Source organism: Roseateles sp. GW821-FHT02E12, assembly GCF_059421665.1.
The window spans coordinates 2,279,635-2,301,178 of sequence record NZ_JBWKVK010000001.1 but is presented as its reverse complement, the minus strand read 5'-3'; the positions used below and the strand labels follow the sequence as shown (position 1 = coordinate 2,301,178).

The window sequence follows — 21,544 nt, the reverse complement described above, 5'->3', positions numbered from 1 at the left end:
GCTGCCCCGTTTCGCGCGCCATCGCCTTGCTGCTTTGGCCCTCGGCCGCGTCGATGCGGTAGGGCAGGCGCTGAACGATCTCGGCGTCACCCTTCGGGACGAAGGGCTCGGCCGAGACCATCAATGGCAGCGCCAGCGGGACGGCCAGCAGCAGCGCGAGCAGGCGCCTCACAAGGTCACGGGCTCTTCGGTCTCGCTGACCGCGACAGCCACCGTCGGCAGCGTCAATGCCTCCCCGGTTTCGTCGTCGGTCTTCTGCGCCTTGAGGTAGCTGACCAGCGCGGGTGACGAGGCCACGGCGCTGTCGGGCACCGAGGTGATGACGGGCGGCGGTGGCGGTGGCGGCGGTGGAGACACGATGACGATGGGGTCATCGCCGCCACCGCAGGCAGCCAACAGGAGGGCGGCCACGGCGGCCACCACGGCGGTGTTGCGGGTCAGCATGGCGGCTTCCTTCACTTGGTGCCCGGGATGGGCGTGTTGAGGTAGGGGAAGCCGCTGAGCAACGGCACCACCGCCTGGTCGACCGCGTCATGCAGCTTGAAGCTCGTGGCGCCCAGGGGCACCGCGCTGGGCTTGCAGGCCGCGCCGAAGCCGAGCTTGTCGGTATCGCCATTGGCCACGCACAGGCCGCCCATCACGGCGACAAGCGAGATGTCCACGACGTCGTCCTTGGGGCGGCGGCCGTTCGGGTAGCCGGCGTTGTCATTGCCCGCGGCGAGGATGTTGCCGACGATGCCCAGTCGATTCTGCTGAGCGAAGGGCACGGCGGCGATGGCCGTGTTCAGGCGCAGCATCTCCGAGGCGGTGATCGTCTTCTGCTGGTTGACGCCCTTGATGCCGGTCAGGAAGGTGGTGACCAGGTCATTGCGCGGGAAGTTTGTCGGTGCCGTGTTGGGCAGGGCCAGTGCGATCTCCAGCAGTGCTGGCAGCGTCGGGTTGGTCACGTAGTCCGCGAACTGCGCGTCGCCCGAGGGCTTGGAGCTGTTGAATTTGTCCTTGTCCTTCAAGCCGATGACGACCTCGTTGACCAGGGGCATGCCCAGGCGCGAGACCTGCACCCAGGCACCACCGGGCTTCTCGCTGGTCTGGTGGCCCGAACCCGGCTTGGGATCAAGCAGACGGCCCTGGCGCAGGCTGGCCGTCGTCCAGCCACCGATGACATCGTCGGTCGCGGACTTCAGGCAGTCCTTGTGGACCTCCAGCGCCAGCGTGGTGACGTTCTTGTCGCCGATGGTGTTGGGCGCCGCATTGATCAGCGACGGGTCGGTGATGACGGAGACCGGTGCGTTGACCAGGTCGAAGATGGTGCCGAGATTGACGGCAAACGGGTCCTGGCGCTGGCCGACGAAGACCTTGGCCGTCGTGCTGCAACCAGGGATGGTGATGGGGTAGACATGCTTGGCAGCATAGGCCGGGTAGTCGGCGATGGTCTTCTTGCCGATGTTGTCGACGGGCTTGTCGAAGCTGGCCGCGCCGCTGGTAGCGTGCACCACGGCCTGGGCCGTGCCGCTGCGACGGTCGCCGCGCACCACCGTGACCGTGTAGCTCTCGTTGAGCTGCAGATTGGCGTCCTTCACGTTGGATACCGCGCCCGACTGGATCAACGGGATGCCGACCATCTTGCCGCCCACGCTCAGGGACGTGCCGGCGCCACTGTTGGACAGCGTGTTCTTGAAGCGGAACTGGAAGGTCACGTGCTCCTTGGCGTCACCCACGTTGTCGACGTGGATCTCGTACAGCGCATTCGGGTCCATCGAGAAATAGTTCGGGCCGCCATAGCCGTCCTGCAGAGGCTGGTAGTTCGCGATCAGCGTCACGTAACCGGCGCGGCCGGTCTCGTAGCTGTTGAACATGTAGAAGTCCGTCGCGTCGACCTTGGGCACGGTCGTGATGAAGGGGGCTTCGCGGTGGCTGGAGGCCTGGGCACCGAAGGCGAGGCAGAGCAGCGCCACGCCCAAGGCGCTATGGGTCAAACGAGCTTTCATGGGGGGCATCCTGTGAGGCGATACCGACTTGGCATCTGGGTGCTGTTACGCCGCCACATGCCGCGTGGATGCACGGGGCGTGACGAATCGCATCGCGACCCCCTAGCAACACAATGCCGCCGCTTCCGAGGAGATCACCCCCATGCCCCGCTTCACCATCGCCGCACTCGCGGTCCTGTGCACCACAAGCGCCTGGGCCGGCACCAGCGGTTTCTATCGCCAGCCTGCACTGCATGGCGAACAGGTCTATCTGGTTGTCGAGGGCGATCTCTGGCGAGTCGGTTCAAACGGCGGCGAAGCCCAGCGCCTCACCACGCATGCCGGCCAGGAGAGCCAGCCCGCCGTGTCGCCCGACGGCCAGTGGCTGGCCTTCACGGGCCAGTACGACGGCGGCACCGAGATCTACCTGATGCCGGTTGCCGGCGGCCCGCCGAAGCGCCTGACCTGGGAGGGCGGTGGCATGCGCGTCTGGGGCTTCAGCGCGGTCGGCGAGATTCTCTACACGAGCCTGGACGCTCGCCCCGGCAGCCAGCTCTTCGCCATCGACGCGAAGACCGGACAACGCCGCCAGCTGCCCGTGGGCCAGGCCAGCGACGCCGCGCTGAGCGCCGATGGCCGCACGCTCTACTTCACCCGCAGCGGCGGCATGCGCAACGACAACGCCCGCCAGTACCGCGGCGGCGCCATCGCACGGCTGTGGTCGCTGGACCTGGTCGAAAAATCCGAGGCCAAGCCGCTGATCGCCGAAGGCAACAACGACCGCCGGCCCCTGCCCTACCGCAGCGGCAGTGCGGAGCGCATCGCCTTTCTGTCGGACCGCGATGACACGGTCAACCTGTGGTCCGTCAATGCGCAAGGCGGTGATCTTCGCCAGCACACCACGCACAAGGGCTGGGACATCCGCCACGCGTCCATCGACGGCAGCCGCGTTGTCTACGCGCTGGGCGCCGACCTCTACCTCGTCGACCTCGGCGACCTGGCGCAAGGCACCGCGCCGAAGAAGCTGGACGTGAGCCTGGGTGGCGATTTCGACCAGCAGCGCGAGCGCTGGATCAAGAAGCCGCAGGACTTCCTGACCGACACCGCGTTCGCGCCCAACGGCGAGCGCGTGCTGCTGGCCGCGCGGGGCCATCTCGCCACGCAAGGCGTGCAGACGCTGCGCCGCGCCGAGCTGCCGCAGCCGGCCGATGGCCGCTGCAGAAAGGGCGAGTTCAGCAGCGACAGCAAGAGCGTCTTCGCCGTGTGCGACTTCAGCGGCGAGACGGAGGTCTGGCGCTTCGCCGCCAACGGCACCGGCCAGCCCGAGCGCATCACCAGCGGCACAACGACGCAACGCCGTGACCTGCTGCCCTCGCCAGACGGCCGCTGGCTGGCGCACACCGACAAGGAAGGCCGCATCTGGCTGACTGACCTCAAAGCCAAGACAACCCGCGAGATTGCCCGCAGCGGCCTCGGCGACCCGCCGCACCTGCAGGCCTGGAGCCCCGATGGCCAGGCCCTGGCCTGGACGCTGTCGCTGCGCCACGCCGACCGCAGCCAGTTGCAGCTCTACAGCACAGCCGATGGCCGCGTGCACACGCTGACCAGCGACCGCTACGACAGCGCCGGCGCCGCCTTCAGCCCCGACGGGCAGTGGCTTTACTTCGCGTCCAACCGCAACTTTGCGATGGCCGGCAGCGACGGCCCCTGGGGCGACCGCAACACCGGGCCGTTCTTCGGCTTTCGCAGCAAGCTCTACGCCCTGGCCCTGCAGCCGGGCCTGCGCTCGCCGTTTGCGGCCAAGGACGAATTGGAGTCCGCCCCCGAGAAGAAGGCGGACGAGCAGCGCGCCGAGGACAAGAAGGCCGGCGCCAACAAGCCCGAACCCAAAGGCAAGCCGGCCATCGCCTTTGATGGCCTGGCTGAGCGGCTCTACGAGCTGCCCGTGCCCGCCGGCAGCTACCGCACGCTGCGCGCGGACGGCAAGCGGCTGTGGTTCCTGGACCGCGACCTGGAGGGGAAACGCCAGCTCAAGTCCATCGCCGTCGACAACCAGGGCGGCCCGGCCGAGATCCTGGCCAGCGACGTACGCGACTACGACATCAGCGCCGACGGCAAGAAGCTGATGCTGGTGCGTAACCAGGCCGCCAACGCCGCGCCCGAGATCCTCATCGTCGACGCCGCCCCCAAGCTGCCCGCCGAGCTGGCCAAGCTGCAGGTGCGTTGGAGCGATTGGCAGATCGCGACCCAGCCGCGTGCCGAGTGGCGGCAGATGTTTGCCGACGCCTGGCGCATGCACCGCGACTATTTCTACGACAAGGACATGCATGGCGTGGACTGGGTGGCCGTGCGCGCCAAGTACGAGCCGCTGGTGGACCGCGTGACCGACCGCTTCGAGCTGGCCGAGCTGATGGCGCAGATGGCGAGCGAACTCGGCGCCCTGCACAGCCAGGTCGGTGCGGGCGATACGCGGCCGGCGCCGGATGAACCCGGCCTGGCGGGCCTGGGCGGACGCTTCTCGCGGGGGCCGGACGGCTGGCGCATCGACGCCATCTACAGGGCCGATCCCGAGCTGCCGTCCGAGGCCTCGTCGCTGGCAGCACCGGGCCTGGGGCTCAAGGTGGGCGACGTCATCACGACGCTGAACGGCCGCCCCACCGCCGATGCACCGCATCTGCTGGAGCTGCTCCGCGGCCAAGCCGGCCGCCAGGTCCTCATCGAGGCAAAGCAGGCCGACGGCAAGACGGTGCAGCGCATCGTCACGCCGGTGGCGCAGACGCGTGAGAACCAGCTGCGCTACAACGACTGGCGCTTCAGCCGCGCACGTGCGGTGGAGCAGGCTGGCCAGGGCCGCATCGGCTATGTGCATCTGCGCGCGATGGGCTCGGCCGACATCGCCGACTTCGTGCGCGAGTTCTACGCCGCCAGTGACCGCGACGGTCTCATCATCGACGTGCGCTACAACAACGGCGGCAGCATCGACAGCTGGATCCTGGAGAAGCTGCTGCGCCGCGCCTGGGCCTTCTGGCAAACGCGCTCACCGGCCGGCGCGCCGGTCTACGCCAACATGCAGAACGTCTACCGCGGCCACACCGTCGTGCTGATGAACGAGGACACCTATTCCGACGGCGAGACCTTCGCCGAAGGCTTCAAGCGCCTGAAGCTCGGCCCCGTCATCGGCAAGCGCAGCTCGGGCGCGGGGGTGTGGCTGTCGGACGAGAACCGCCTGCTCGACAACGGCATCATGCGCGCCGCCGAGAGTGGTCAGATCGACGCCGAGGGCCGCTTCCTCATCGAAGGCGTGGGCGTGACACCGGACATCGAGGTCGACAACCTGCCGCGCGCCACCGCCATGGGGCAGGACGCGCAACTGGATGCGGCGCTGGCCGAGCTGAAGCGGCGCATCGCCGCCGAGCCGGTGAAAGAGGTCAAGCCCGGGCCTTATCTGCGGCCGGTAAAGCCGTAACAACAAGGGAGGCCGCGGCCTCCCTTTTGTTTTGCACAGCACGTTCGCTCACGACAGCTTCGGCCGAGTCCTACGTGCCGCCAAGGGGCGTGCGAGGAGAGTGCACACAGGCCAGGGCGCGCTCCAGCGCCGGCCTCTACTCAGGAGATGACCATGAGTCTCGGTGCCATTCTTCTCGTCGTGCTGATCCTTCTGCTGGTCGGCGCCATCCCCACCTGGCCCCACAGCCGCGACTGGGGTTATGTGCCCACGGGAGGGCTAGGCCTGGTGCTGCTGATCGTTGTGGTGCTGCTGTTGATGGGCCGCCTGTGACCGCCACCACCCGTCCTCAGCTCGGCACGCGCGAGCGCCATTTGGCCAACTGGATGTAGCGCTCGCGAGCCAGGCCCAGCACATAGGACGCCTTGCTGAGCCTGGACATCGACGCCGCATCGCCGGGGCGCAATCGCGCCAGCGCGGCGCTGTAGATGCGTTGGGCAGTCAAGACACGACGATTCGCCTGCAGCAGTGGACTGGGCATGGAGCCTCCCGGGCCGAGTCCGGAATATGCCACTTGTACCGAGCGATGTGGGCGTTACTTGTTTGCTGTGCCGGACCGCCGCCCGCCCAGGAGTTGATGCCGAGGCGTCGGGCTCCCTTTTGGGTTTTCCGGCGAATTCAGGCGCTGCGGACGAAGCGATGAACCGCCGTTGCCCGAGCCGCGAAGACGCCGCTGAACAGACCCAGGATCGCGCTCACCGCGGCGCCGAACCAGACCTCCTGGAGCACATGGGCGCCCATGCCGGCGGCGAAGCCCAGGCCAAACTTGGTCATGAAGATGCCGAGCATCAGGCCCATCGGCACCCAGCTGCCGGGCATCCGCACGGCGGCGCCTTCCTTGGCCAGGCCGCGCGGAGCAAACGCCGGACCGCCGAAAAGGATGGCGGCGGCGAAGGCCAGCGCCCACGCCAGCACAGGAACCACGCTGGTGCCGAATGCCGCCGTGACGCCAAACAGAGACAGCGCCACCATGGCGAGGGCCACCTTGGCGAGCGTTCCGGGCTGGACGACACGGTCCTGCGATTGGCGGTAGCCCAGCATCACGAGGCCAGCGAGGATGACGAAGGGCCAGACAGGGAGGGAAGCAGTCATTTGGGGCACTCGGTTGGGTTGCGATGCCCGGACTGTGCGGATGCCTCGACGGCCAGGCGAACGGCTTGCGACGAATCGACAGGAAGCATCGGGAATCGCCAGCGAGCGGCGGCGAATGGCCGGCCGATCACGCGCAAAAAAGGGAGGCCGAGCCTCCCTTTGTCTTGCCCGCGCCGGAAGCTCAGCTCAACAAGACCCGCGCGAACTTGCGCTTGCCCACCTGCAGCACGTGTTCGCCGGCGTCGAGCTTCAGCCCCTTGTCGGCAATGACTTCGCCGGCGCGGCGCACGCCGCCCTGCTCGACCATGCGCAGGCCCTCGCCCGTCGACGCAACGAGGCCGGCGGCCTTCAGCACCTGGGCGATGCCCATGGGCGCGCCGCTCAGCTGAACCTCGGGAATCTCGTCCGGGATGCCGCCCTTGGCGCGATTGTTGAAGTCAGCCTCGGCCGCGTCTGCCGATTGCGCGCTGTGGAAGCGCGCGGTGATCTCCTTGGCCAGCATGACCTTGGCGTCCTTCGGGTTGCGCCCACCGGCCACTTCGGCCTTCAGCGCGGCGATCTCGGCCAGCGACTTGAAGGACAGCAGCTCGAACCACTTCCACATCTGCACATCGCTGATCGACAAGATCTTGGCGAACATGGTGTTGGCCGGCTCGGTGATGCCGATGTAGTTGTTCTTGGACTTGGACATCTTCTCGACGCCGTCCAGGCCCTCCAGCAGCGGCATGGTCAGGATGCACTGCGGCTCCTGGCCATATTCCTGCTGTAGGTGGCGGCCCATCAGCAGGTTGAACTTCTGGTCGGTGCCGCCCAGCTCCAGGTCGCTCTTCAGCGCCACCGAGTCGTAGCCCTGCATCAGCGGGTAGAGGAACTCGTGCACCGAGATCGGCGTCTGGGCCGCGAAGCGCTTGGTGAAGTCATCGCGCTCCATCATGCGGGCCACCGTGTACTTGCTGGCGAGCTGGATCATGCCGGCCGCGCCCAGCGGCTCGCTCCATTCGGAGTTGTAGCGAATCTCGGTGCGCGCCGGGTCCAGCACCAGCTTGGCCTGGGCGTAGTAGGTCTCGGCGTTGGCCTGGATCTGCTCCTTGGTCAGCGGCGGCCGGGTGGCGTTGCGGCCGGAGGGGTCGCCGATCAGCGACGTGAAATCGCCGATCAGGAAGATGACCTGGTGACCCAGGTCCTGCAATTGGCGCATCTTGTTCAAGACAACCGTGTGACCGACGTGGATGTCGGGCGCCGTCGGGTCCAGGCCCAGCTTGATGCGCAGCGGCACGCCGGTGGCGGCCGAGCGGGCCAGCTTCTTCGTCCACTCGGCCTCCGGCAGCAGCTCATCCACGCCGCGGCGCGTGACGGCCAGGGCTTCGAGGACGGCGTCGGTGATGGGGAATTTCGGAGCGTCGGACATGGCGCATCGGCGCCCGGCTGCAAGCCGGGCGAAACGTTAAGTTATTGATCCATCGGGGTTAACCGGCATGCCAGGTAGGACAAAGCCGTTAGAATTCACCCTTCGTTTTGGGGGTGTTGTTTCAACACAACCAATCCAGGGATTTTAAGGGCCGCCCACGAGCGGCCTGCGCGTGGAACCGGCTCGGCCGGGATTGCCCCAGCGACAACCCCGGGAAACCGAGAGTGACCGTTCAGAATCGACTACAGCAAGTACAAGCCAGCCTGCAGCGCGCCGAGGCCTTTGCCGCCCGGCATCCGCGCTCGCTGACTGCCACCGTCGTCGGCCTGTTGAGCTGCTTTGCCGTGACCGCCTTCGGCATTGCGCCGCTGGCCCCCGATGCCGCCGAGCTGCCCAAGCGCACACTGGTGGAGATGCTGGCCCCGCCCAGCATCGAAGCCCAGCTCGACGAACTCGCCGCCCACAGCATCGGCTTGGCCCGCGCCGAAGCCACGCGCTCCAGCGACACGCCCGACAGCCTGCTGAAGCGAGCCGGTGCCTTTGACCCGGCCGCCGCCGCCTTTCTGCGCGCCGACCCGCTGGCTCGCCGCATCTTCCAGGGCCGCGCCGGCAAGATGGTGCACCTGACGGCCGACGCCTCGGGCCAGGTGCAGAAGATCGTCGCGCGCTTCCCGGCCGAGAAGGTCGAGCAGCAGGGTAGTCATTTCACCCGCCTGAGCATTGAGCGCAGCGGCGCGCGCTTCATCGCGCGCACGGAAACTGCGCCGCTGCAGGCGCAGATCGCGCTGGGCAGCGGCAGCATCCGCACCTCGCTGTTCGCCGCCACCGACGACGCCAACATCCCCGACGCCATTGCCTCGCAGATGGCAGACATGTTTTCGGGCGACATCGACTTCCACCGCGAACTGCGCAAGGGCGACCGCTTCAGCATCGTCTACGAGACGCTGACGGCCGACGGCGAGCCCATCACCTGGGACGGCGGCGTCGGTCGCCTGCTGGCCGGCGAGTTCACGAACAATGGCCGCACCTATTCGGCGGTCTATTTCAAGGACAACGCCAGCGGCAAGGCCAGCTTCTACGGCTTCGACGGCCAAAGCAAGCGCCGCGCCTTCCTGGCCAGCCCGATGGAGTTCTCGCGCATCACGTCCGGCTTCGCGATGCGCTTCCATCCCATCATGCAGACTTGGCGCCAGCACAACGGCGTGGACTACGGCGCACCGACCGGTACGGCCGTACGCTCGGTGGGCGACGGCACCGTCGAGATGGCCGGTTGGCAGAACGGCTTCGGCAATGTCGTACAGGTTCGCCATGCCGGTGACCGCAGCACGGTCTACGCCCACCTGAGCAAGATCGACGTGAAGAAGGGCCAGCGCATCGAGCAAGGCCAGCGCGTCGGCGCAGTCGGTTCGACGGGCTGGGCCACCGGCCCGCATCTGCACTTCGAGTTCCGCGTCGGTGGCCGCCACATGGACCCGCGCGCCATCGCCCGCGCGTCCGAGGCCATCACGCTGCCCAACTACGCCCGGTCGCAGTTCCTGCAGACCGTCGCCAGCGTCAAGACCCAGCTGGCAGTCGCCGAAACGATGGACGGCGTCTCCGCGGCTGAATAAGGCCGGTGGCCGATCTCTACATCGGGTTGATGTCGGGCACCTCGCTCGACGGCGTCGACGGCGTGCTCTTCGATGCGGATGCAATGGTCGTCACCGGCCATGTGCACGCGCCCTTCCCTCACGCGCTGCGCGACGAGCTGCTGGCGCTGAATTCACCCGGCGACAACGAACTGCACCGCGCCGCGCTCGCGGCCAATGCGGTGGCACGCAGCTACGCCGACGTCGTCTCGCAGTTGCTGGAAGCCACGAACACCCGGCATGAGCAGGTCGCTGCCGTTGGCGCCCATGGTCAGACGGTGCGGCATCAGCCCGGCGGCTTCGATGGCTACACGACGCAATTGCTGAATGGCGCGCTGCTGGCCGAGCAGGCGGGCATCGACGTCGTCTGCGACCTGCGCAGCCGTGACGTCGCTGCTGGCGGCCAGGGCGCGCCGCTGGTGCCTGCCTTCCACCGCGCGGTGTTCGGCGCAGCCGGCGAGGATACGGCGGTGCTGAATCTGGGCGGCATCAGCAATCTGAGCCTGCTGCACGCCGACGGCCGCACGGGCGGCTTCGACTGCGGGCCGGCGAACTGCCTGATGGACGGCTGGATCACCCGCCACCAGGGCAAGGCCTTCGACGCCGACGGCGCCTGGGCCGCCACGGGCCGCGTGTCGCCGGCACTGTTGGCGACGCTGCTGGCCGAACCCTTCTTCGCGCTGCCACCGCCCAAGAGCACCGGCCGCGATCTGTTCCACCTCGGCTGGTTGCAGGCCAGGCTCGTGCCCGGCCTTGCTCCAGAAGACGTGCAGGCGACGCTGCTGGAGCTCAGCGCACGCTGCGTGGCCGATACGCTGAGGGCGCAGATGCCGGCGGCGAAATCCATGGTCGTCTGCGGCGGCGGCGCACTCAATGGCCGGCTGATGCAACGCCTGGCCGACCTGCTGCCCGGCGTCACGGTCGAATCCAGCGCAGCGCGCGGCCTGCCTGTCGATCAGGTCGAGGCGGCTGCCTTCGCGTGGCTGGCGATGTGCTTCAAAGCAAAACGGCCGGGCAATCTGCCGGCCGTCACGGGAGCCGCGGGGCTCCGGGTGCTCGGGGCGCTGTACCCAAGCTGAAGACTTGGCGGGACAGACCGCAGCCGCGCAGCGGCCAGCTCTGTCCTCAACTGATCAAGATCAAACAGAGAAGCTGGACCCGCAACCGCAGGTCGTCGTGGCATTCGGATTCTTGATGACGAACTGAGCGCCCTGCAGGTCTTCCTTGTAGTCGATCTCCGCACCCATCAGGTATTGCAGGCTCATCGAGTCGATCAGCAGCGTCACGCCGTTCTTCTGCATCTGCGTGTCGTCGTCGTTGACGGCCTCATCGAACGTGAAGCCGTACTGGAAGCCGGAGCAGCCGCCGCCTTGCACGAAGACGCGCAGCTTCAGCTCCGGGTTGCCCTCCTCGGCCACCAAGTCGCGCACCTTGTCGGCGGCGCTATCGGTGAACACCAGAGGCACGGGAATGTCGGTGACGGGGGTATCAAGCACGGCGCTCATGGCGGGCTCCTGTGAATCTGTCCAGAAACGAATATGGGGATTGTCGGCGCAAAAACAAAAGGCCGCTTGGAGCGGCCTTTTGCTGAGTCGAGAAGCGATTAACGCTTGCTGAACTGCTTCCTGCGGCGAGCGCCGTGCAGACCGACCTTCTTACGCTCGACTTCACGCGCGTCACGCGTGACGAAGCCGGCGCGGCTCAGTTCGGGCTTCAGGGTTGCGTCGTAGTCGATCAGCGCGCGGGTGATGCCCAGGCGCAAGGCGCCGGCTTGGCCGGACTCGCCACCACCATGCACGTTCACCTTGATGTCGAAGGCCTCGCCATTGTTCGTCAGCAGCAGGGGCTGCTTGGCGATCATGATGGAGGTCTGACGACCAAAGTAAGCGTCGATGGCCTTGCCGTTGACGATGATCTGGCCCGTGCCCTTCTTCATGAAGACGCGAGCGACCGACGACTTGCGACGGCCCGTACCGTAATTCCAGTTTCCGATCATGGCCGTTCCTTAGATCTCGAGAGCCTTGGGCTGCTGGGCGGTGTGCGGGTGCGTGGGGCCGGCGTAGACCTTCAGCTTCTTGACCATGGCGTAGCCGAGCGGGCCCTTGGGCAGCATGCCCTTGACGGCCTTCTCCAGCGCGCGGCCGGGGTGCTTGGCTTGCATGTCCTTGAACTTCGTGGCGTAGATGCCGCCGGGGAAGCCGCTGTGACGGTAGTACACCTTGTCGGTGGCCTTGTTGCCGGTCACACGGAGCTTTTCGGCATTGACGATGACGATGAAATCACCGGTATCAACGTGAGGCGTGTAAATGGCCTTGTGCTTGCCGCGCAAACGGAGTGCCACTTCGCTGGCAACACGTCCGAGCACCTTGTCGGTGGCGTCAATCACAAACCACTCGTGCGTCACTTCGGCCGGCTTGGCGCTGAAGGTCTTCATGAGAGTGCTTTCGCTGTGCCGGCCCTGTAAACAGAGGACCGGCAATGGATGGCTGAATTCGACTGGCCTCGGTGCTGTGTCATGAATGCACAACCTCTCGGCGCAGCTCTTTCCCGCAGCCTTTTGACGGAAAAGCCCATGAGTGTAGCAGCGAAGGCCTTGGTTTGAAAGCGCGCGACGCGTTAACCTTGGCACACAGGCCCAGCCATGCCCACAACCCCACCCGCCGCCGCCGACACCCCGCCCGCCGAACCCGCGACGGACTGGGATCATGAGCTGTCGGCGTTCGGCCCTGACCCGAACGCGCCGGCTGCTACCTCGGCCGAATCGACGGGCCCGCTTGCCAATGCGCGCGCTGCGCTGGAGCGGCTGTCGACCTGGGTGCCCATCCGCTCGCTGGCACGGCGCCACCGCCACCGCATCATCGACCACCTGCTGGCGCTGGAGCCGCAAGACCGCTATCTGCGCTTCGGCTATCCGGCTTCTGACGAGCAGATCCGCAAGTACGCGCTGAGCATCGACTTCGCCCGCGACGAGGTGCTGGGCATCTTCAACCGCCGCCTGCACTTGATCGCGCTGGCCCACTTGGCCTATGGCCTCCCGCCGTTGGCCGAATCGAACCGCACGATGGCCGAGTTCGGCGTCTCCGTGCTGCCGCAATCTCGCGGCCGCGGCCTGGGCCGGCGCCTGTTCGACGCTGCCGGCCTGCACGCCCGCAATCGCGGCATCGACACCCTCTTCATCCACGCACTGAGCGAGAACCGCCCCATGTTGCGCATCGCCGCAGCCGCCGGCGCCATCGTCGAGCGCGACGGCGGCGAGTCCGCGGCCTGGTTGCGTCTGCCGCCGGACACGGTCGGCTCCCAGGTCGAACAAGCGCTGGAGCGGCATCTGGGCGAGCTGGATTTCCAGTTCAAGCGCCAGGCTCAGGTGCTGAGCGGGTTCGTTGATGGCGTTGCCGAGGTCAAAGCCCATTTCGAACCCTCAGGGCGCGCCGCCAAGCAATAAATGACGGGCTAACAGCCCGTTTCCAGGGCCTGCTCCCCCTCAGGCCCGGGGGAATCGGGACTAGCGAGTAATGCTTTTTAGGGACGCTGCGCTACATTGCCCGTCCATTGCGCCGCCAGAAAACAGGTCGGCGTCACCCGCCGAAATCCCCGAGGGATATGCCGTACGCCATCTATTGGATCGCCGCGCTGGCTGTTTGCGTGCTGGGTCTGGCCATCAGCCTGATCTGGGCGCTGCGCCGACCTGCGTACGCCAATAAAGGCTTGCCGGCGGAGTGGTCGCTCACGGCCAGGCCGGTTTTCACGACCGACGAGCGGCGCGTTTTCCGCCTGCTTCGCGAGGCCCTGCCCCACCACGTCGTGCTGTCCAAGCTGCCGCTGGTGCGTTTCTGCCAGCCGACCGAGGCCAAGGAAGTGCGCTACTGGTTCGACCTGCTGGGCGCCTCTCACGTGACCTTTGCCGTCTGCAGCCCCAACGGTCGCGTGTTGGCCGCCATCGACCTGGAAGGCGAGCGCGGTGTCACGCCGCGCATCCTGCAGATCAAGCATGCCGTGCTGTCCGCCTGCCGCGTGCGCTATCTGCGCTGCGCGATGGACCAGTTGCCCAGCGTCGCCGAATTGCAGCTGCTCGTGCCCCAGGGCAGCAACCCGCGTGGCCCGCTGCCGGCGCCGGCGGCGACGGCCGGCTTGTCACGCCGCCGCAGCACCACCGCCACCGAGGATGAATTCGGCAGCGACTGGGGCCAGTTCTCGCAGCCCCTGCCGCTGTGGCAGGACGCCGGCGTGTTCGGTGGCAACGAGGGCTACGGCGAGCGCCAGCCACGCATGCCGACCCAGCCCGACGCCCATCAGCCTCAGCGGCGCCTGTCCTCCCGCAACCTGGACACGTCACGCTACAACCCGCGCAGCCTGCCCGTCCTGGATGACGCGGATGACGAGGCCATGCTGGACGACATCGTCGGTGTCGTCGTCGACGCGCCGCGCTACGCGACCCAGCGCCCGCGACGCGGGTGATCCGCTCCGGCGACACTCGCCGGATGCCTCACGCGACCCCTGATCTCAGCTTCGGCGACCTGACGCCGGAATTCATGCTCGATGCCCTCGACGCCACGGGCCTGCGCGCCGACGGCCGGTTGCTGCAGCTGAATTCCTTTGAGAACCGCGTGCTGATGCTGCATCTGGAAGACGGCAGTGCGGCCGTCGCCAAGTTCTATCGCCCGGCGCGCTGGAGCGATGCGCAGATCCTCGAAGAGCATGCCTTCGCCGCTGAGCTCGCCGCCGCCGAGGTGCCCGTCGCCGCGCCGTGGACGCTGGCGGGCGGCTCCACACTCTTCCACTACCAAGGCCAGCGCCTGGCCGTCACGCCACGCCAGGGCGGCCGCGGCCCCGAGCTTGAAGACCCCGACGTGCTGCGCTGGATAGGCCGGCTGCTGGCTCGCCTCCATGGCGTGGGCCGTCAACGCCCCTTTGTTGAACGCCTGGCCTGGGCCACCGCCGCACCTGCACAAGCCGCGCGTGACTGGCTCATCGACAACGAGGCCATCCCCCCCGAGATCGCCGCCTCCTGGGATGACGCCGCGCGCCGCTGCATCGATGCCATCCAGGCCGCTTTCGACAGCCTGCCCGACCTGCAGCTCACCCGCCTGCACGGCGACTGCCACCCCGGCAACATCCTGTGGACGCCCGACCGCGGCCCGCATTTCGTCGACCTCGACGACGCCGTCACCGGGCCTGTCGTGCAGGATCTGTGGATGCTGCTGCCCGGCGAGCCGGAAGCCTCGCGCCAGTTGCTCAACGCCGTGCTCGACGGCTACGAGCAGATCGCCGAGTTCGACGACCGCGAGCTGCGCCTCATCGAGCCGCTACGCACCATGCGCATGATCCACCACAGCGCCTGGCTCGCCCGCCGCTGGGGCGACCCGGCCTTCCCGCTCGCCTTCCCCTGGTTCGGCACACCGAACTACTGGCTGGACCAGGTGGCCAAGCTGCGCGAGCAGCTGGAGGCGATGCGCCCCAAGGACGGCGCCCCGACCCTTGCGCGGGACGAGGACGAGGTCAACTTCGACGGCGACGGATTTTCCTAACGCCAGGTCGCGGGCGTCTCGTTGGTCTGCACCGTCACGTGGGCCAGGGTGGCGTCCAGCGGACGGATCTCCAGCGTCAAGCCGAACTGCAGGCAGGGGTTCTCGGCCGCAATCGCTGCCGCCTGCTCCAGCGTCTCGGCGACGATGAACCAGTAGCCGCCGACCCACTCCTTGGTCTCGGCAAACGGGCCGTCGGTGATCAGCCCCCGAGAGACGAAGCGGGCGCCCGGCTCCAGGCGGCTGCCGGGCTTGAGCCGGCCTTGGGCCAGGCCCTGCTCGTACCAGACATAGAAGGCATCGATGGCCGTCTGCACCGCCTGCGGGCTGGCGTCGGCATCCCACTGACCGCGAGACAGCACCAGATAGTCATTCATCGGCATCGAGAAATCTCCTGGAAGAGAGGGCTCATCATCAGGGCAGCGGGCTGGTCAGCACCACCGCATAGCCGTCGGGGTCGCGCAGCCAGAACTCCCAGTTGCCGTTCTCGCTCCAGCGCCTGGGCCTGACGACGTCGACGGCCATCGCCTCGGCACGCGCAACGGCGTCATCGAAATCTGGCAGCTCGAACCACAGCAGCAGGCCATTGCCACGAGGCAGGTCGGCGTCTCCCAGCGGCCCATGGTCGTGGCCGACATCCCAGCGGTGCAGTTGCAGCAGCAGATGCCCGTCGGGCGCATTCAGGCGCTCGTACTCATCGCCGCCATGGCCGCTGTGGCAGCCCAGCAGGCGTTGATACCAGCGGCTGCTGGCGGGCACGTCGTGGACGCAGATCAACGGGGCGAGTTGCATGGCGGCGCTCCAAAGGATGCGTGAAATGCTAGCGCCATGGCTAGGTCGATGGGTAAAAAATACTGGATATACATACAGTATTGTGATCTCATCCAAGCTCCGGTTTCTTCCCTCCGCCCTGACCCGCCCCGTGCTTCCCGGCCATGTTGCCCGCCTCCGCCGCCACTCCCGCCCCCCTTGTTCCGCCGCCCCTCGGCCGCCTGCCGCTGGACGACGCACGGCTGCAGGGGCGCCTCTGGCGCGGCAGCAGCCTGAGTACCGCTGCCGACCCGACGCTGGCCAGCGGTTTTGCGGCCCTGGACGCCGAACTGCCCGGCGGTGGCTGGCCCCTGCGAGCCGTCACCGAGCTGCTGACGCCGCAACCCGGCGTGCTGGAGTGGCGGCTGCTGGCCCCGGCCCTGCGCGGCTGGTGGGCGGCCCAGGCGCTGCCGACGGCCTCTCCCGGCCGGCGCGGGCGCGCGGCCATGCCGGCGCTGCGCTCGCTGCTCCTCATCAACCCGCCGCACACACCGCATCTGCCGGGCCTGCAGGCCCTGGGCCTGCCGCCATCGGCGCTGGTCTGGGTGGAGGCCGGCACGCCGGCCCAGGCCCTCTGGGCCGCCGAACAGGCCATCAAGTCGCGCGTGGCCGTGCTGGCCTGGCTGCCAGAGGCGCGGCCGGAGCAGATCCGGCGCTTGCAGGTCAATGCGCTGAGTTCCGATGCACCGGCCTTCCTGATGCGGCCCGAGCGCGTCCAGCAGCAATCCTCGGCTGCACCGCTGCGCCTGGTCGTGCAACCCGGCGAGGGCTGGGCTCTGAACGTGCACCTCCTCAAGCGCCGCGGGCCGGCGCACGAGGGCTGGCTGGAGCTGCCGGCCGTGCCAGGTGCGGTCGAGCCGCTGCTGACGGCGGCCAAGCGCAAGCCCTTGCCCGCGCCTGCGCCAAAGCCTTCCCCCACGCAGGTCACACCTCCAACGGAGCGCCCCCATGCGCTGGCTCGCCCTGTGTTGCAGGCCTGATGCGCCGGCTGGCGACGTCGACGCCCTGGGCTGGCTGGCACTGAGCTTCACGCCGCGCGTCGCGCGGCTGGAGGAGGCCGTCGTGGCCGAGGTGTCCACCAGCCTGAAGCTGTTCCGCGGCGCGCGGGCGCTGCGCCAGCGGCTGCAGGCGCAAGCCACGCAGGCCGGCTTGGCCCTGGGCAACATGGCCTGGGCGAAGACGGCCTTGGGTGCCTTGGCCCTGGCGCGCTCTGCCAACACCACCCCCGGCCGTCTGAGCGAGCGCCTGGACGCGCTGCCGCTGTCGGCCCTGAGCGCCGCCCAAGCCCACCACGCCATGCTGGCCCGCTTGGGCTGCACGCGCCTGGGCGAGTTGCGCCGGCTGCCGCGCCCGGCCCTGGCGCGGCGCTTCGGCCCGGCCCTGCTGACGGCGCTCGACCAGGCCTACGGCGACCTGCCCGAGGTACACGAATGGCTGACCCTGCCCGACCGCTTCGACGCGCGGCTGGAGCTGCCCTACCGCGTCGAGCACGCGCCCGTGCTGCTGCACTTTGCCGAGACCCTGCTGCGCCAGCTCTGCGCCTTCCTCGCCGCCCACCATGCCGGTGTGCGGGCACTGCGCCTGGCCTGGCAGCACGACGCCATGCGCGCCCGGGACGTAGCCGACAGCGGTGAACTCAGCATCGCCACGGCCGACACGACGCGCGACCTGCCGCGCCTGACCCGCCTGCTGGGCGAGCACCTGGCCCGCACAGAGCTGGCCGCACCGGCCGGTGAGATCAGCCTCAGCGCCGACACCGTGCTGCCGCTGGAGGAAGGCAGCGTCAGCCTTCTGCCCGGCCCCGCTGACCTGGCGGAACGCACGACGACGAATGCATTGCTGGAGCGACTGTCGGTGCGGCTGGGTGCAGACCATGTGCAAGAAGGTCGGCTGCGCGAGGACCATCGCCTGGACCACATGCAGCGCTGGCACGCCTGGCCTGCGCCGCCGGCCATCGCCTTGCGCCGCCCGTCCGGCCCTCAGCCCACCTGGCTCGTCCAGCCACCACAGCCGCTGCGCTCCGATGCACGCGAGCAGCCGACCTATTGCGGCCCCTTGGCGCTGGTCAGCGGCCCGCACCGCGTCGAGGCCGGCTGGTGGGAAGGCTCCAGCGGCATGCAGGCACGCGACTACTTCGTCTATCGCAGCGCCACGCGCGGGTTGCTGTGGGTCTATCACGAGCGGCCTTCGTCCATCGCGTCCACCTCCCCGGGTTGGTTCCTGCACGGAGTGTTCGCATGACGCCCCCCATGTCGGACCGGGACGAGCGGCTGGCCATGCTGCGCGAGCAGGGCATTGCCTCGGAGGCCGAGCTGCGGCGCGCGGCGGATGGCTGGCCATCCGCGTTGCCTGTCGCGGGGGGTGACCTGCCGCGCTATGCCGAGCTGCACTGCCTGTCGGCCTTCAGCTTCCTACGCGGCGCGTCCGAGCCCGCCGAGCTGGTGGAGCGCGCCTGCGAGCTGGGCTACGAGGCCCTGTCCATCACCGACGAATGCTCGCTGGCCGGCATCGTGCGAGCGCACAAGCAATTGCGGGAGATGCGCGAGGCGGCACATCACGCCCTGAAGGAGGAGGCGCAAAAGGCCGGCTTGCCTGACGAGGACATTGCGCAGCCGCAGTTGATGAAGCTGCTGATCGGCAGCGAGTTCCTCGTCCGCGACGACACCGGCACGCCGCGCTTCAAGCTCGTGCTGATCGCGCAGAACCTCAACGGCTACGGCAACCTCAGCCAGTTCATCACCCGGCTGCGCCGTGCCAGCCCGGTCAAGGGCGAGTACACGCTGAACTGGCGCCAGCTCGCACCCGAGAAGCTCACCGACTGCTTGGCCCTGCTGGTACTGCCACGCGAGGCCAGCGATGCCGAGTTGCTGGCTCCGGCGCAATGGGCGCTGCAGCACTTCACCGGCCGCGCCTGGATCGCCGTCGAGCTGATGCGCGAAGCCAGCGATGCACTGTGGCTGCAGCGGCTGCAGGCGCTGTCCGAGGAGACGGCGCTGCCGCTGGTCGCCGCCGGCGACGTGCACTTCCACGTGCGCTCGCGCAAGGCGCTGCAGGACGTGATGACGGCCACGCGCCTGGGCCGCACGGTGGCAGAGTGCGGCTTCGACCTGCAACCCAACGCGGAAAGGCATCTGCGCAGTTGCTATCGAGTTTCACGGGTCTATCCGGAAGCGTTGATGAGGGAGACGCTGCAGGTGGCGGCGCGCTGCGAATTCAGCCTCAACGAGATCAGCTATCAGTACCCGAGCGAGGTCGTGCCAGCCGGCCGCACGCCGCGACAGCATCTGCGCGACCTCACCTATGCCGGCGCCTACCTGCGTTGGCCTCAATCCAAAGGCGGGGTGCCTGACAAGTTCAAGCGCCGCATCGAGGATGAGCTCCAACTCATCGAGGACCTGGGCTACGAGCACTACTTTCTGACCGTTGCCGATGTCGTGCAGTTCGCGCGCAGCATCCAGATCCTCTGCCAGGGCCGCGGCTCGGCCGCCAACAGCGTGGTCTGCTACTGCCTGCACGTCACCTCGGTAGACCCGGACCGCAGCACCCTGCTGTTCGAGCGCTTCATCAGCCGAGAGCGCAACGAGCCGCCGGACATCGACGTCGACTTCGAGCACGAGCGTCGCGAAGAGGTGATCCAGTACCTCTATGCCAAATACGGTCGTGACCGCGCTGCGCTGACCGCCGTGGTCATCTGCTACCGCCCCAAGAGCGCCATTCGCGATGTCGGCAAGGCCTTGGGCTTCAGCGAGGAGCAGCTCGACGTGATGAGCCAGGACCACAGCGGCTGGTCCACCCAGGTGCTGCCCGAGGAGCATCGTCTCGAACTGCTGCAGAAGCTCGGCCTGCCCGAGGACGACCCGCGCCTGCTGCAACTCATCACGCTCGGCCGCCAGCTCAACGGCCTGCCTCGCCACCTCAGCCAGCACGTCGGCGGTTTCGTGCTTACAGAAGGCACACTGGAGCGCCTCGTTCCCATCGAGAACGCGACGATGAAAGACCGCAGCGTCATCGAATGGGACAAGGACGACATCGACGAGCTGAAGATGATGAAGGTCGACGTGCTCGCCCTGGGCATGCTCAGCGCCATCCGGCGCTGCTTCGATCTCGTCAACCCGATGCGCGGCACGGCCATCGACCTGACCATCCCGGATAACGACACGGCCACCTACGACATGATCTGCAAGGCAGACACCATCGGCGTCTTCCAGATCGAATCGCGAGCGCAGATGTCCATGCTGCCGCGCTTGCGACCACGCACCTACTACGACCTGGTCGTCGAGGTCGCCATCGTGAGGCCGGGGCCCATCGAAGGCGGCATGGTGCATCCCTATCTGAAGAACCGCGCCCTGCCCGAAGACCAGGTCGAGTACCCCAGCGAGGCCTTGAAGGAAGCTCTGTGGCGCACCCGCGGCGTGCCCATCTTCCAGGAGCAGGTCATGCAGGTGGCCATGATTGCCGCGGGCTTCAGCGCCGGCGAGGCCGATCAGCTGCGCCGCGCCATGGCTGCGTGGAAACGCCCCGGCGTGCTGGAGAAGTACTACGACAAGGTCGTCAAGGGCATGCGCGAGCGCGGCTACGAAGACGCGTTCGCCGAGCGCATCTTCAGCCAGATCAAGGGCTTCTCCAGCTACGGCTTCCCCGAGTCCCACGCCGCCAGCTTTGCGCTGCTCACCTATGTCAGCTCCTGGCTCAAATGCCATGAGCCGGCTGCCTTTTTGTGTGCGCTTCTGAACTCCCAACCGCTGGGCTTCTACACGCCCAGCCAGCTCATCCAGGACGCGCGCCGTCACCAGGTCGAAGTGCGCGCCATCGACGTCAACCACAGCAACAAGGACAGCACCCTCGAGCACCGCGACGGTGAGCACCAGCCGGCGGTGCGCCTGGGCCTGCGCCTCGTCAGCGGCCTGGGCGACGAAGCGGCCGACCGCATCGAGCAGGCCCGTACTCGCGACGGCGAATTCGCCCACCCGCAGGACCTCGCCTTCCGCGCCCGCCTCACGCAGCAGGACATGCAGCAGCTCGCCGCCGCCGACGCCCTCACCTCACTCGCCGGCCACCGCCGCCAACAGGTCTGGCAGGCCTCAGCCCTGCACGCCATGCCCGAGCTGCTGCAGGGCAGCCTGCTGCCTGAGGACGACCTCGCCCTGCCCGCCGCCGCCGAGGGCGAGGAGGTGCTGTGGGACTACGCCGCCACCGGCCTGACGCTGCGCCGCCACCCACTGGCCCTCCTGCGCCCGCGCCTGGCCAAGCAAGGCCTGCTCAGCGCCAGCCAGCTCGACAAAGTGAAGAGCGGCCGCCGCGCCAAGGCCTGCGGCATCGTCACCGGGCGGCAGAAGCCGCAGACCGCCAAGGGCACCCTCTTCGTCACGCTGGAGGACGAGACCGGCAATGTGCAGGTCATCGTCTGGCCCAAGGTTTATGAAGAACACCGCGGCACCATCCTCGGCGCGCGGCTGCTGGCGGTGGAGGGTGTCTGGCAGCGCGGGGACGGCGATGTGCGCCATCTGCTGGCGCGGGGATTCACCAACCTGAATCCGCTGCTGGGGAGGTTGCCGACGGAGAGCCGGGATTTCAGGTGAGGGTCGGCGTCAAGACGACAAAGACAAAGGCCG

General features: G+C 67.9%; 20 protein-coding genes. 10 read left to right on the top strand and 10 right to left on the bottom strand.

Annotated features, from left to right (window positions below):
• Positions 1 to 168: 168 nt before the first annotated feature.
• Positions 169 to 444 (bottom strand): hypothetical protein, encoded by a 276-nt coding sequence (locus AC07V5_RS10780; protein WP_495115643.1) that lies wholly within the window; start codon positions 442 to 444, stop codon positions 169 to 171.
• 11 nt (positions 445 to 455) lie between these two features.
• On the bottom strand, positions 456 to 1,988 hold the full coding sequence (locus AC07V5_RS10775) for a DUF4331 domain-containing protein (protein WP_495115642.1): 1,533 nt from the start codon (positions 1,986 to 1,988) through the stop codon (positions 456 to 458).
• A 142-nt stretch (positions 1,989 to 2,130) separates the two neighbouring features.
• Between AC07V5_RS10775 and AC07V5_RS10770 the strand changes: the two genes are divergently transcribed.
• Both AC07V5_RS10770 and AC07V5_RS10765 read left to right on the top strand, forming a co-directional pair.
• Entirely contained in the window at positions 2,131 to 5,433 is a 3,303-nt protein-coding gene (locus tag AC07V5_RS10770; protein WP_495115641.1) for a S41 family peptidase, read from the top strand.
• A gap of 147 nt (positions 5,434 to 5,580) precedes the next feature.
• Positions 5,581 to 5,745, top strand: a complete 165-nt coding sequence (locus AC07V5_RS10765) for a DUF3309 family protein (RefSeq protein WP_495115640.1) — start codon at positions 5,581 to 5,583, stop codon at positions 5,743 to 5,745.
• 16 nt (positions 5,746 to 5,761) lie between these two features.
• On the opposite strand, the gene AC07V5_RS10760 is transcribed toward AC07V5_RS10765, so the two are convergent.
• The 3 genes from AC07V5_RS10760 to tyrS all read right to left on the bottom strand — a co-directional run bounded on the left by AC07V5_RS10760 (position 5,762) and on the right by tyrS (position 7,972).
• Complete coding sequence (locus tag AC07V5_RS10760; RefSeq protein ID WP_495115639.1) at positions 5,762 to 5,953, bottom strand: hypothetical protein; 192 nt, start codon at positions 5,951 to 5,953, stop codon at positions 5,762 to 5,764.
• 137 nt (positions 5,954 to 6,090) lie between these two features.
• The gene (locus AC07V5_RS10755; RefSeq protein WP_495115678.1) at positions 6,091 to 6,606 is read right to left on the bottom strand and encodes a DUF6622 family protein; all 516 of its coding nucleotides are present in this window, start codon (positions 6,604 to 6,606) and stop codon (positions 6,091 to 6,093) included.
• A gap of 139 nt (positions 6,607 to 6,745) precedes the next feature.
• Complete coding sequence (gene tyrS, locus AC07V5_RS10750; RefSeq protein ID WP_495115638.1) at positions 6,746 to 7,972, bottom strand: tyrosine--tRNA ligase; 1,227 nt, start codon at positions 7,970 to 7,972, stop codon at positions 6,746 to 6,748.
• 224 nt (positions 7,973 to 8,196) lie between these two features.
• On the opposite strand from tyrS, the gene AC07V5_RS10745 reads away from it, so the two are divergent.
• Together AC07V5_RS10745 and AC07V5_RS10740 are read left to right on the top strand one after the other, a co-directional pair.
• Positions 8,197 to 9,582, top strand: coding sequence for a peptidoglycan DD-metalloendopeptidase family protein (locus AC07V5_RS10745; protein WP_495115637.1), 1,386 nt, complete (start codon positions 8,197 to 8,199; stop codon positions 9,580 to 9,582).
• Positions 9,583 to 9,587: 5 nt separating this feature from the next.
• The gene (locus tag AC07V5_RS10740; RefSeq protein ID WP_495115636.1) at positions 9,588 to 10,679 is read left to right on the top strand and encodes an anhydro-N-acetylmuramic acid kinase; all 1,092 of its coding nucleotides are present in this window, start codon (positions 9,588 to 9,590) and stop codon (positions 10,677 to 10,679) included.
• Between the two features lie 60 nt (positions 10,680 to 10,739).
• Here the strand turns inward: AC07V5_RS10740 and erpA are convergent, their stop codons facing one another.
• The 3 genes from erpA to rplM all read right to left on the bottom strand — a co-directional run bounded on the left by erpA (position 10,740) and on the right by rplM (position 12,034).
• On the bottom strand, positions 10,740 to 11,105 hold the full coding sequence (erpA, locus tag AC07V5_RS10735; RefSeq protein ID WP_477895539.1) for an iron-sulfur cluster insertion protein ErpA: 366 nt from the start codon (positions 11,103 to 11,105) through the stop codon (positions 10,740 to 10,742).
• Between the two features lie 98 nt (positions 11,106 to 11,203).
• Positions 11,204 to 11,596 (bottom strand): 30S ribosomal protein S9, encoded by a 393-nt coding sequence (rpsI, locus tag AC07V5_RS10730; protein WP_056874289.1) that lies wholly within the window; start codon positions 11,594 to 11,596, stop codon positions 11,204 to 11,206.
• 9 nt (positions 11,597 to 11,605) lie between these two features.
• Positions 11,606 to 12,034 carry a 50S ribosomal protein L13 gene (rplM, locus tag AC07V5_RS10725; RefSeq protein ID WP_056203159.1) on the bottom strand — a complete coding sequence of 143 codons (429 nt, stop codon included), beginning with the start codon at positions 12,032 to 12,034 and terminating at the stop codon, positions 11,606 to 11,608.
• Positions 12,035 to 12,241: 207 nt separating this feature from the next.
• Between rplM and AC07V5_RS10720 the strand changes: the two genes are divergently transcribed.
• The 3 genes from AC07V5_RS10720 (at position 12,242) to AC07V5_RS10710 (ending at position 15,125) form a co-directional block, all read left to right on the top strand.
• Positions 12,242 to 13,042, top strand: a complete 801-nt coding sequence (locus tag AC07V5_RS10720; protein ID WP_495115635.1) for a GNAT family N-acetyltransferase — start codon at positions 12,242 to 12,244, stop codon at positions 13,040 to 13,042.
• Positions 13,043 to 13,200: 158 nt separating this feature from the next.
• Positions 13,201 to 14,055, top strand: a complete 855-nt coding sequence (locus AC07V5_RS10715) for a DUF2726 domain-containing protein (RefSeq protein WP_495115634.1) — start codon at positions 13,201 to 13,203, stop codon at positions 14,053 to 14,055.
• 23 nt (positions 14,056 to 14,078) lie between these two features.
• Positions 14,079 to 15,125 (top strand): serine/threonine protein kinase, encoded by a 1,047-nt coding sequence (locus AC07V5_RS10710; protein ID WP_495115633.1) that lies wholly within the window; start codon positions 14,079 to 14,081, stop codon positions 15,123 to 15,125.
• Here AC07V5_RS10710 and AC07V5_RS10705 read toward each other — a convergent pair.
• Together AC07V5_RS10705 and AC07V5_RS10700 are read right to left on the bottom strand one after the other, a co-directional pair.
• Entirely contained in the window at positions 15,122 to 15,505 is a 384-nt protein-coding gene (locus tag AC07V5_RS10705; RefSeq protein ID WP_495115632.1) for a YciI family protein, read from the bottom strand. The two genes, AC07V5_RS10710 and AC07V5_RS10705, sit on opposite strands and share 4 nt — an antisense overlap.
• A 31-nt stretch (positions 15,506 to 15,536) precedes the next feature.
• Entirely contained in the window at positions 15,537 to 15,914 is a 378-nt protein-coding gene (locus tag AC07V5_RS10700; RefSeq protein WP_495115631.1) for a VOC family protein, read from the bottom strand.
• Positions 15,915 to 16,057: 143 nt separating this feature from the next.
• Between AC07V5_RS10700 and AC07V5_RS10695 the strand changes: the two genes are divergently transcribed.
• From AC07V5_RS10695 to AC07V5_RS10685, 3 genes are read left to right on the top strand one after another with little or no spacing between them, the layout of a single operon-like run.
• Positions 16,058 to 16,912 carry a translesion DNA synthesis-associated protein ImuA gene (locus tag AC07V5_RS10695; protein ID WP_495115630.1) on the top strand — a complete coding sequence of 285 codons (855 nt, stop codon included), beginning with the start codon at positions 16,058 to 16,060 and terminating at the stop codon, positions 16,910 to 16,912.
• Positions 16,881 to 18,173 (top strand): Y-family DNA polymerase, encoded by a 1,293-nt coding sequence (locus AC07V5_RS10690; protein ID WP_495115629.1) that lies wholly within the window; start codon positions 16,881 to 16,883, stop codon positions 18,171 to 18,173. Before AC07V5_RS10695 ends, AC07V5_RS10690 begins: the two co-directional genes overlap by 32 nt.
• Positions 18,170 to 21,511: an error-prone DNA polymerase gene (locus tag AC07V5_RS10685; RefSeq protein WP_495115628.1), complete on the top strand. Its 3,342-nt coding sequence runs from the start codon at positions 18,170 to 18,172 to the stop codon at positions 21,509 to 21,511. The genes AC07V5_RS10690 and AC07V5_RS10685 overlap by 4 nt, the downstream gene beginning before the upstream one ends.
• Positions 21,512 to 21,544 lie beyond the last annotated feature (33 nt).

Excerpts from the sequence above, each read along its gene's own strand:
- AC07V5_RS10705 (WP_495115632.1), bottom strand. The coding sequence starts at position 15,505 with ATGCCGATGAATGACTATCTGGTGCTGTCTCGCGGTCAGTGGGATGCC.
- AC07V5_RS10710 (WP_495115633.1), top strand. The coding sequence starts at position 14,079 with ATGCCTCACGCGACCCCTGATCTCAGCTTCGGCGACCTGACGCCGGAA.
- AC07V5_RS10690 (WP_495115629.1), top strand. The coding sequence starts at position 16,881 with ATGCGCTGGCTCGCCCTGTGTTGCAGGCCTGATGCGCCGGCTGGCGAC.
- AC07V5_RS10775 (WP_495115642.1), bottom strand. The coding sequence starts at position 1,988 with ATGAAAGCTCGTTTGACCCATAGCGCCTTGGGCGTGGCGCTGCTCTGC.
- rpsI (WP_056874289.1), bottom strand. The coding sequence starts at position 11,596 with ATGATCGGAAACTGGAATTACGGTACGGGCCGTCGCAAGTCGTCGGTC.
- AC07V5_RS10685 (WP_495115628.1), top strand. The coding sequence starts at position 18,170 with ATGACGCCCCCCATGTCGGACCGGGACGAGCGGCTGGCCATGCTGCGC.
- AC07V5_RS10765 (WP_495115640.1), top strand. The coding sequence starts at position 5,581 with ATGACCATGAGTCTCGGTGCCATTCTTCTCGTCGTGCTGATCCTTCTG.
- AC07V5_RS10770 (WP_495115641.1), top strand. The coding sequence starts at position 2,131 with ATGCCCCGCTTCACCATCGCCGCACTCGCGGTCCTGTGCACCACAAGC.
- AC07V5_RS10695 (WP_495115630.1), top strand. The coding sequence starts at position 16,058 with ATGTTGCCCGCCTCCGCCGCCACTCCCGCCCCCCTTGTTCCGCCGCCC.
- AC07V5_RS10715 (WP_495115634.1), top strand. The coding sequence starts at position 13,201 with ATGCCGTACGCCATCTATTGGATCGCCGCGCTGGCTGTTTGCGTGCTG.
- AC07V5_RS10700 (WP_495115631.1), bottom strand. The coding sequence starts at position 15,914 with ATGCAACTCGCCCCGTTGATCTGCGTCCACGACGTGCCCGCCAGCAGC.
- tyrS (WP_495115638.1), bottom strand. The coding sequence starts at position 7,972 with ATGTCCGACGCTCCGAAATTCCCCATCACCGACGCCGTCCTCGAAGCC.
- erpA (WP_477895539.1), bottom strand. The coding sequence starts at position 11,105 with ATGAGCGCCGTGCTTGATACCCCCGTCACCGACATTCCCGTGCCTCTG.
- AC07V5_RS10720 (WP_495115635.1), top strand. The coding sequence starts at position 12,242 with ATGCCCACAACCCCACCCGCCGCCGCCGACACCCCGCCCGCCGAACCC.
- AC07V5_RS10760 (WP_495115639.1), bottom strand. The coding sequence starts at position 5,953 with ATGCCCAGTCCACTGCTGCAGGCGAATCGTCGTGTCTTGACTGCCCAA.
- rplM (WP_056203159.1), bottom strand. The coding sequence starts at position 12,034 with ATGAAGACCTTCAGCGCCAAGCCGGCCGAAGTGACGCACGAGTGGTTT.
- AC07V5_RS10780 (WP_495115643.1), bottom strand. The coding sequence starts at position 444 with ATGCTGACCCGCAACACCGCCGTGGTGGCCGCCGTGGCCGCCCTCCTG.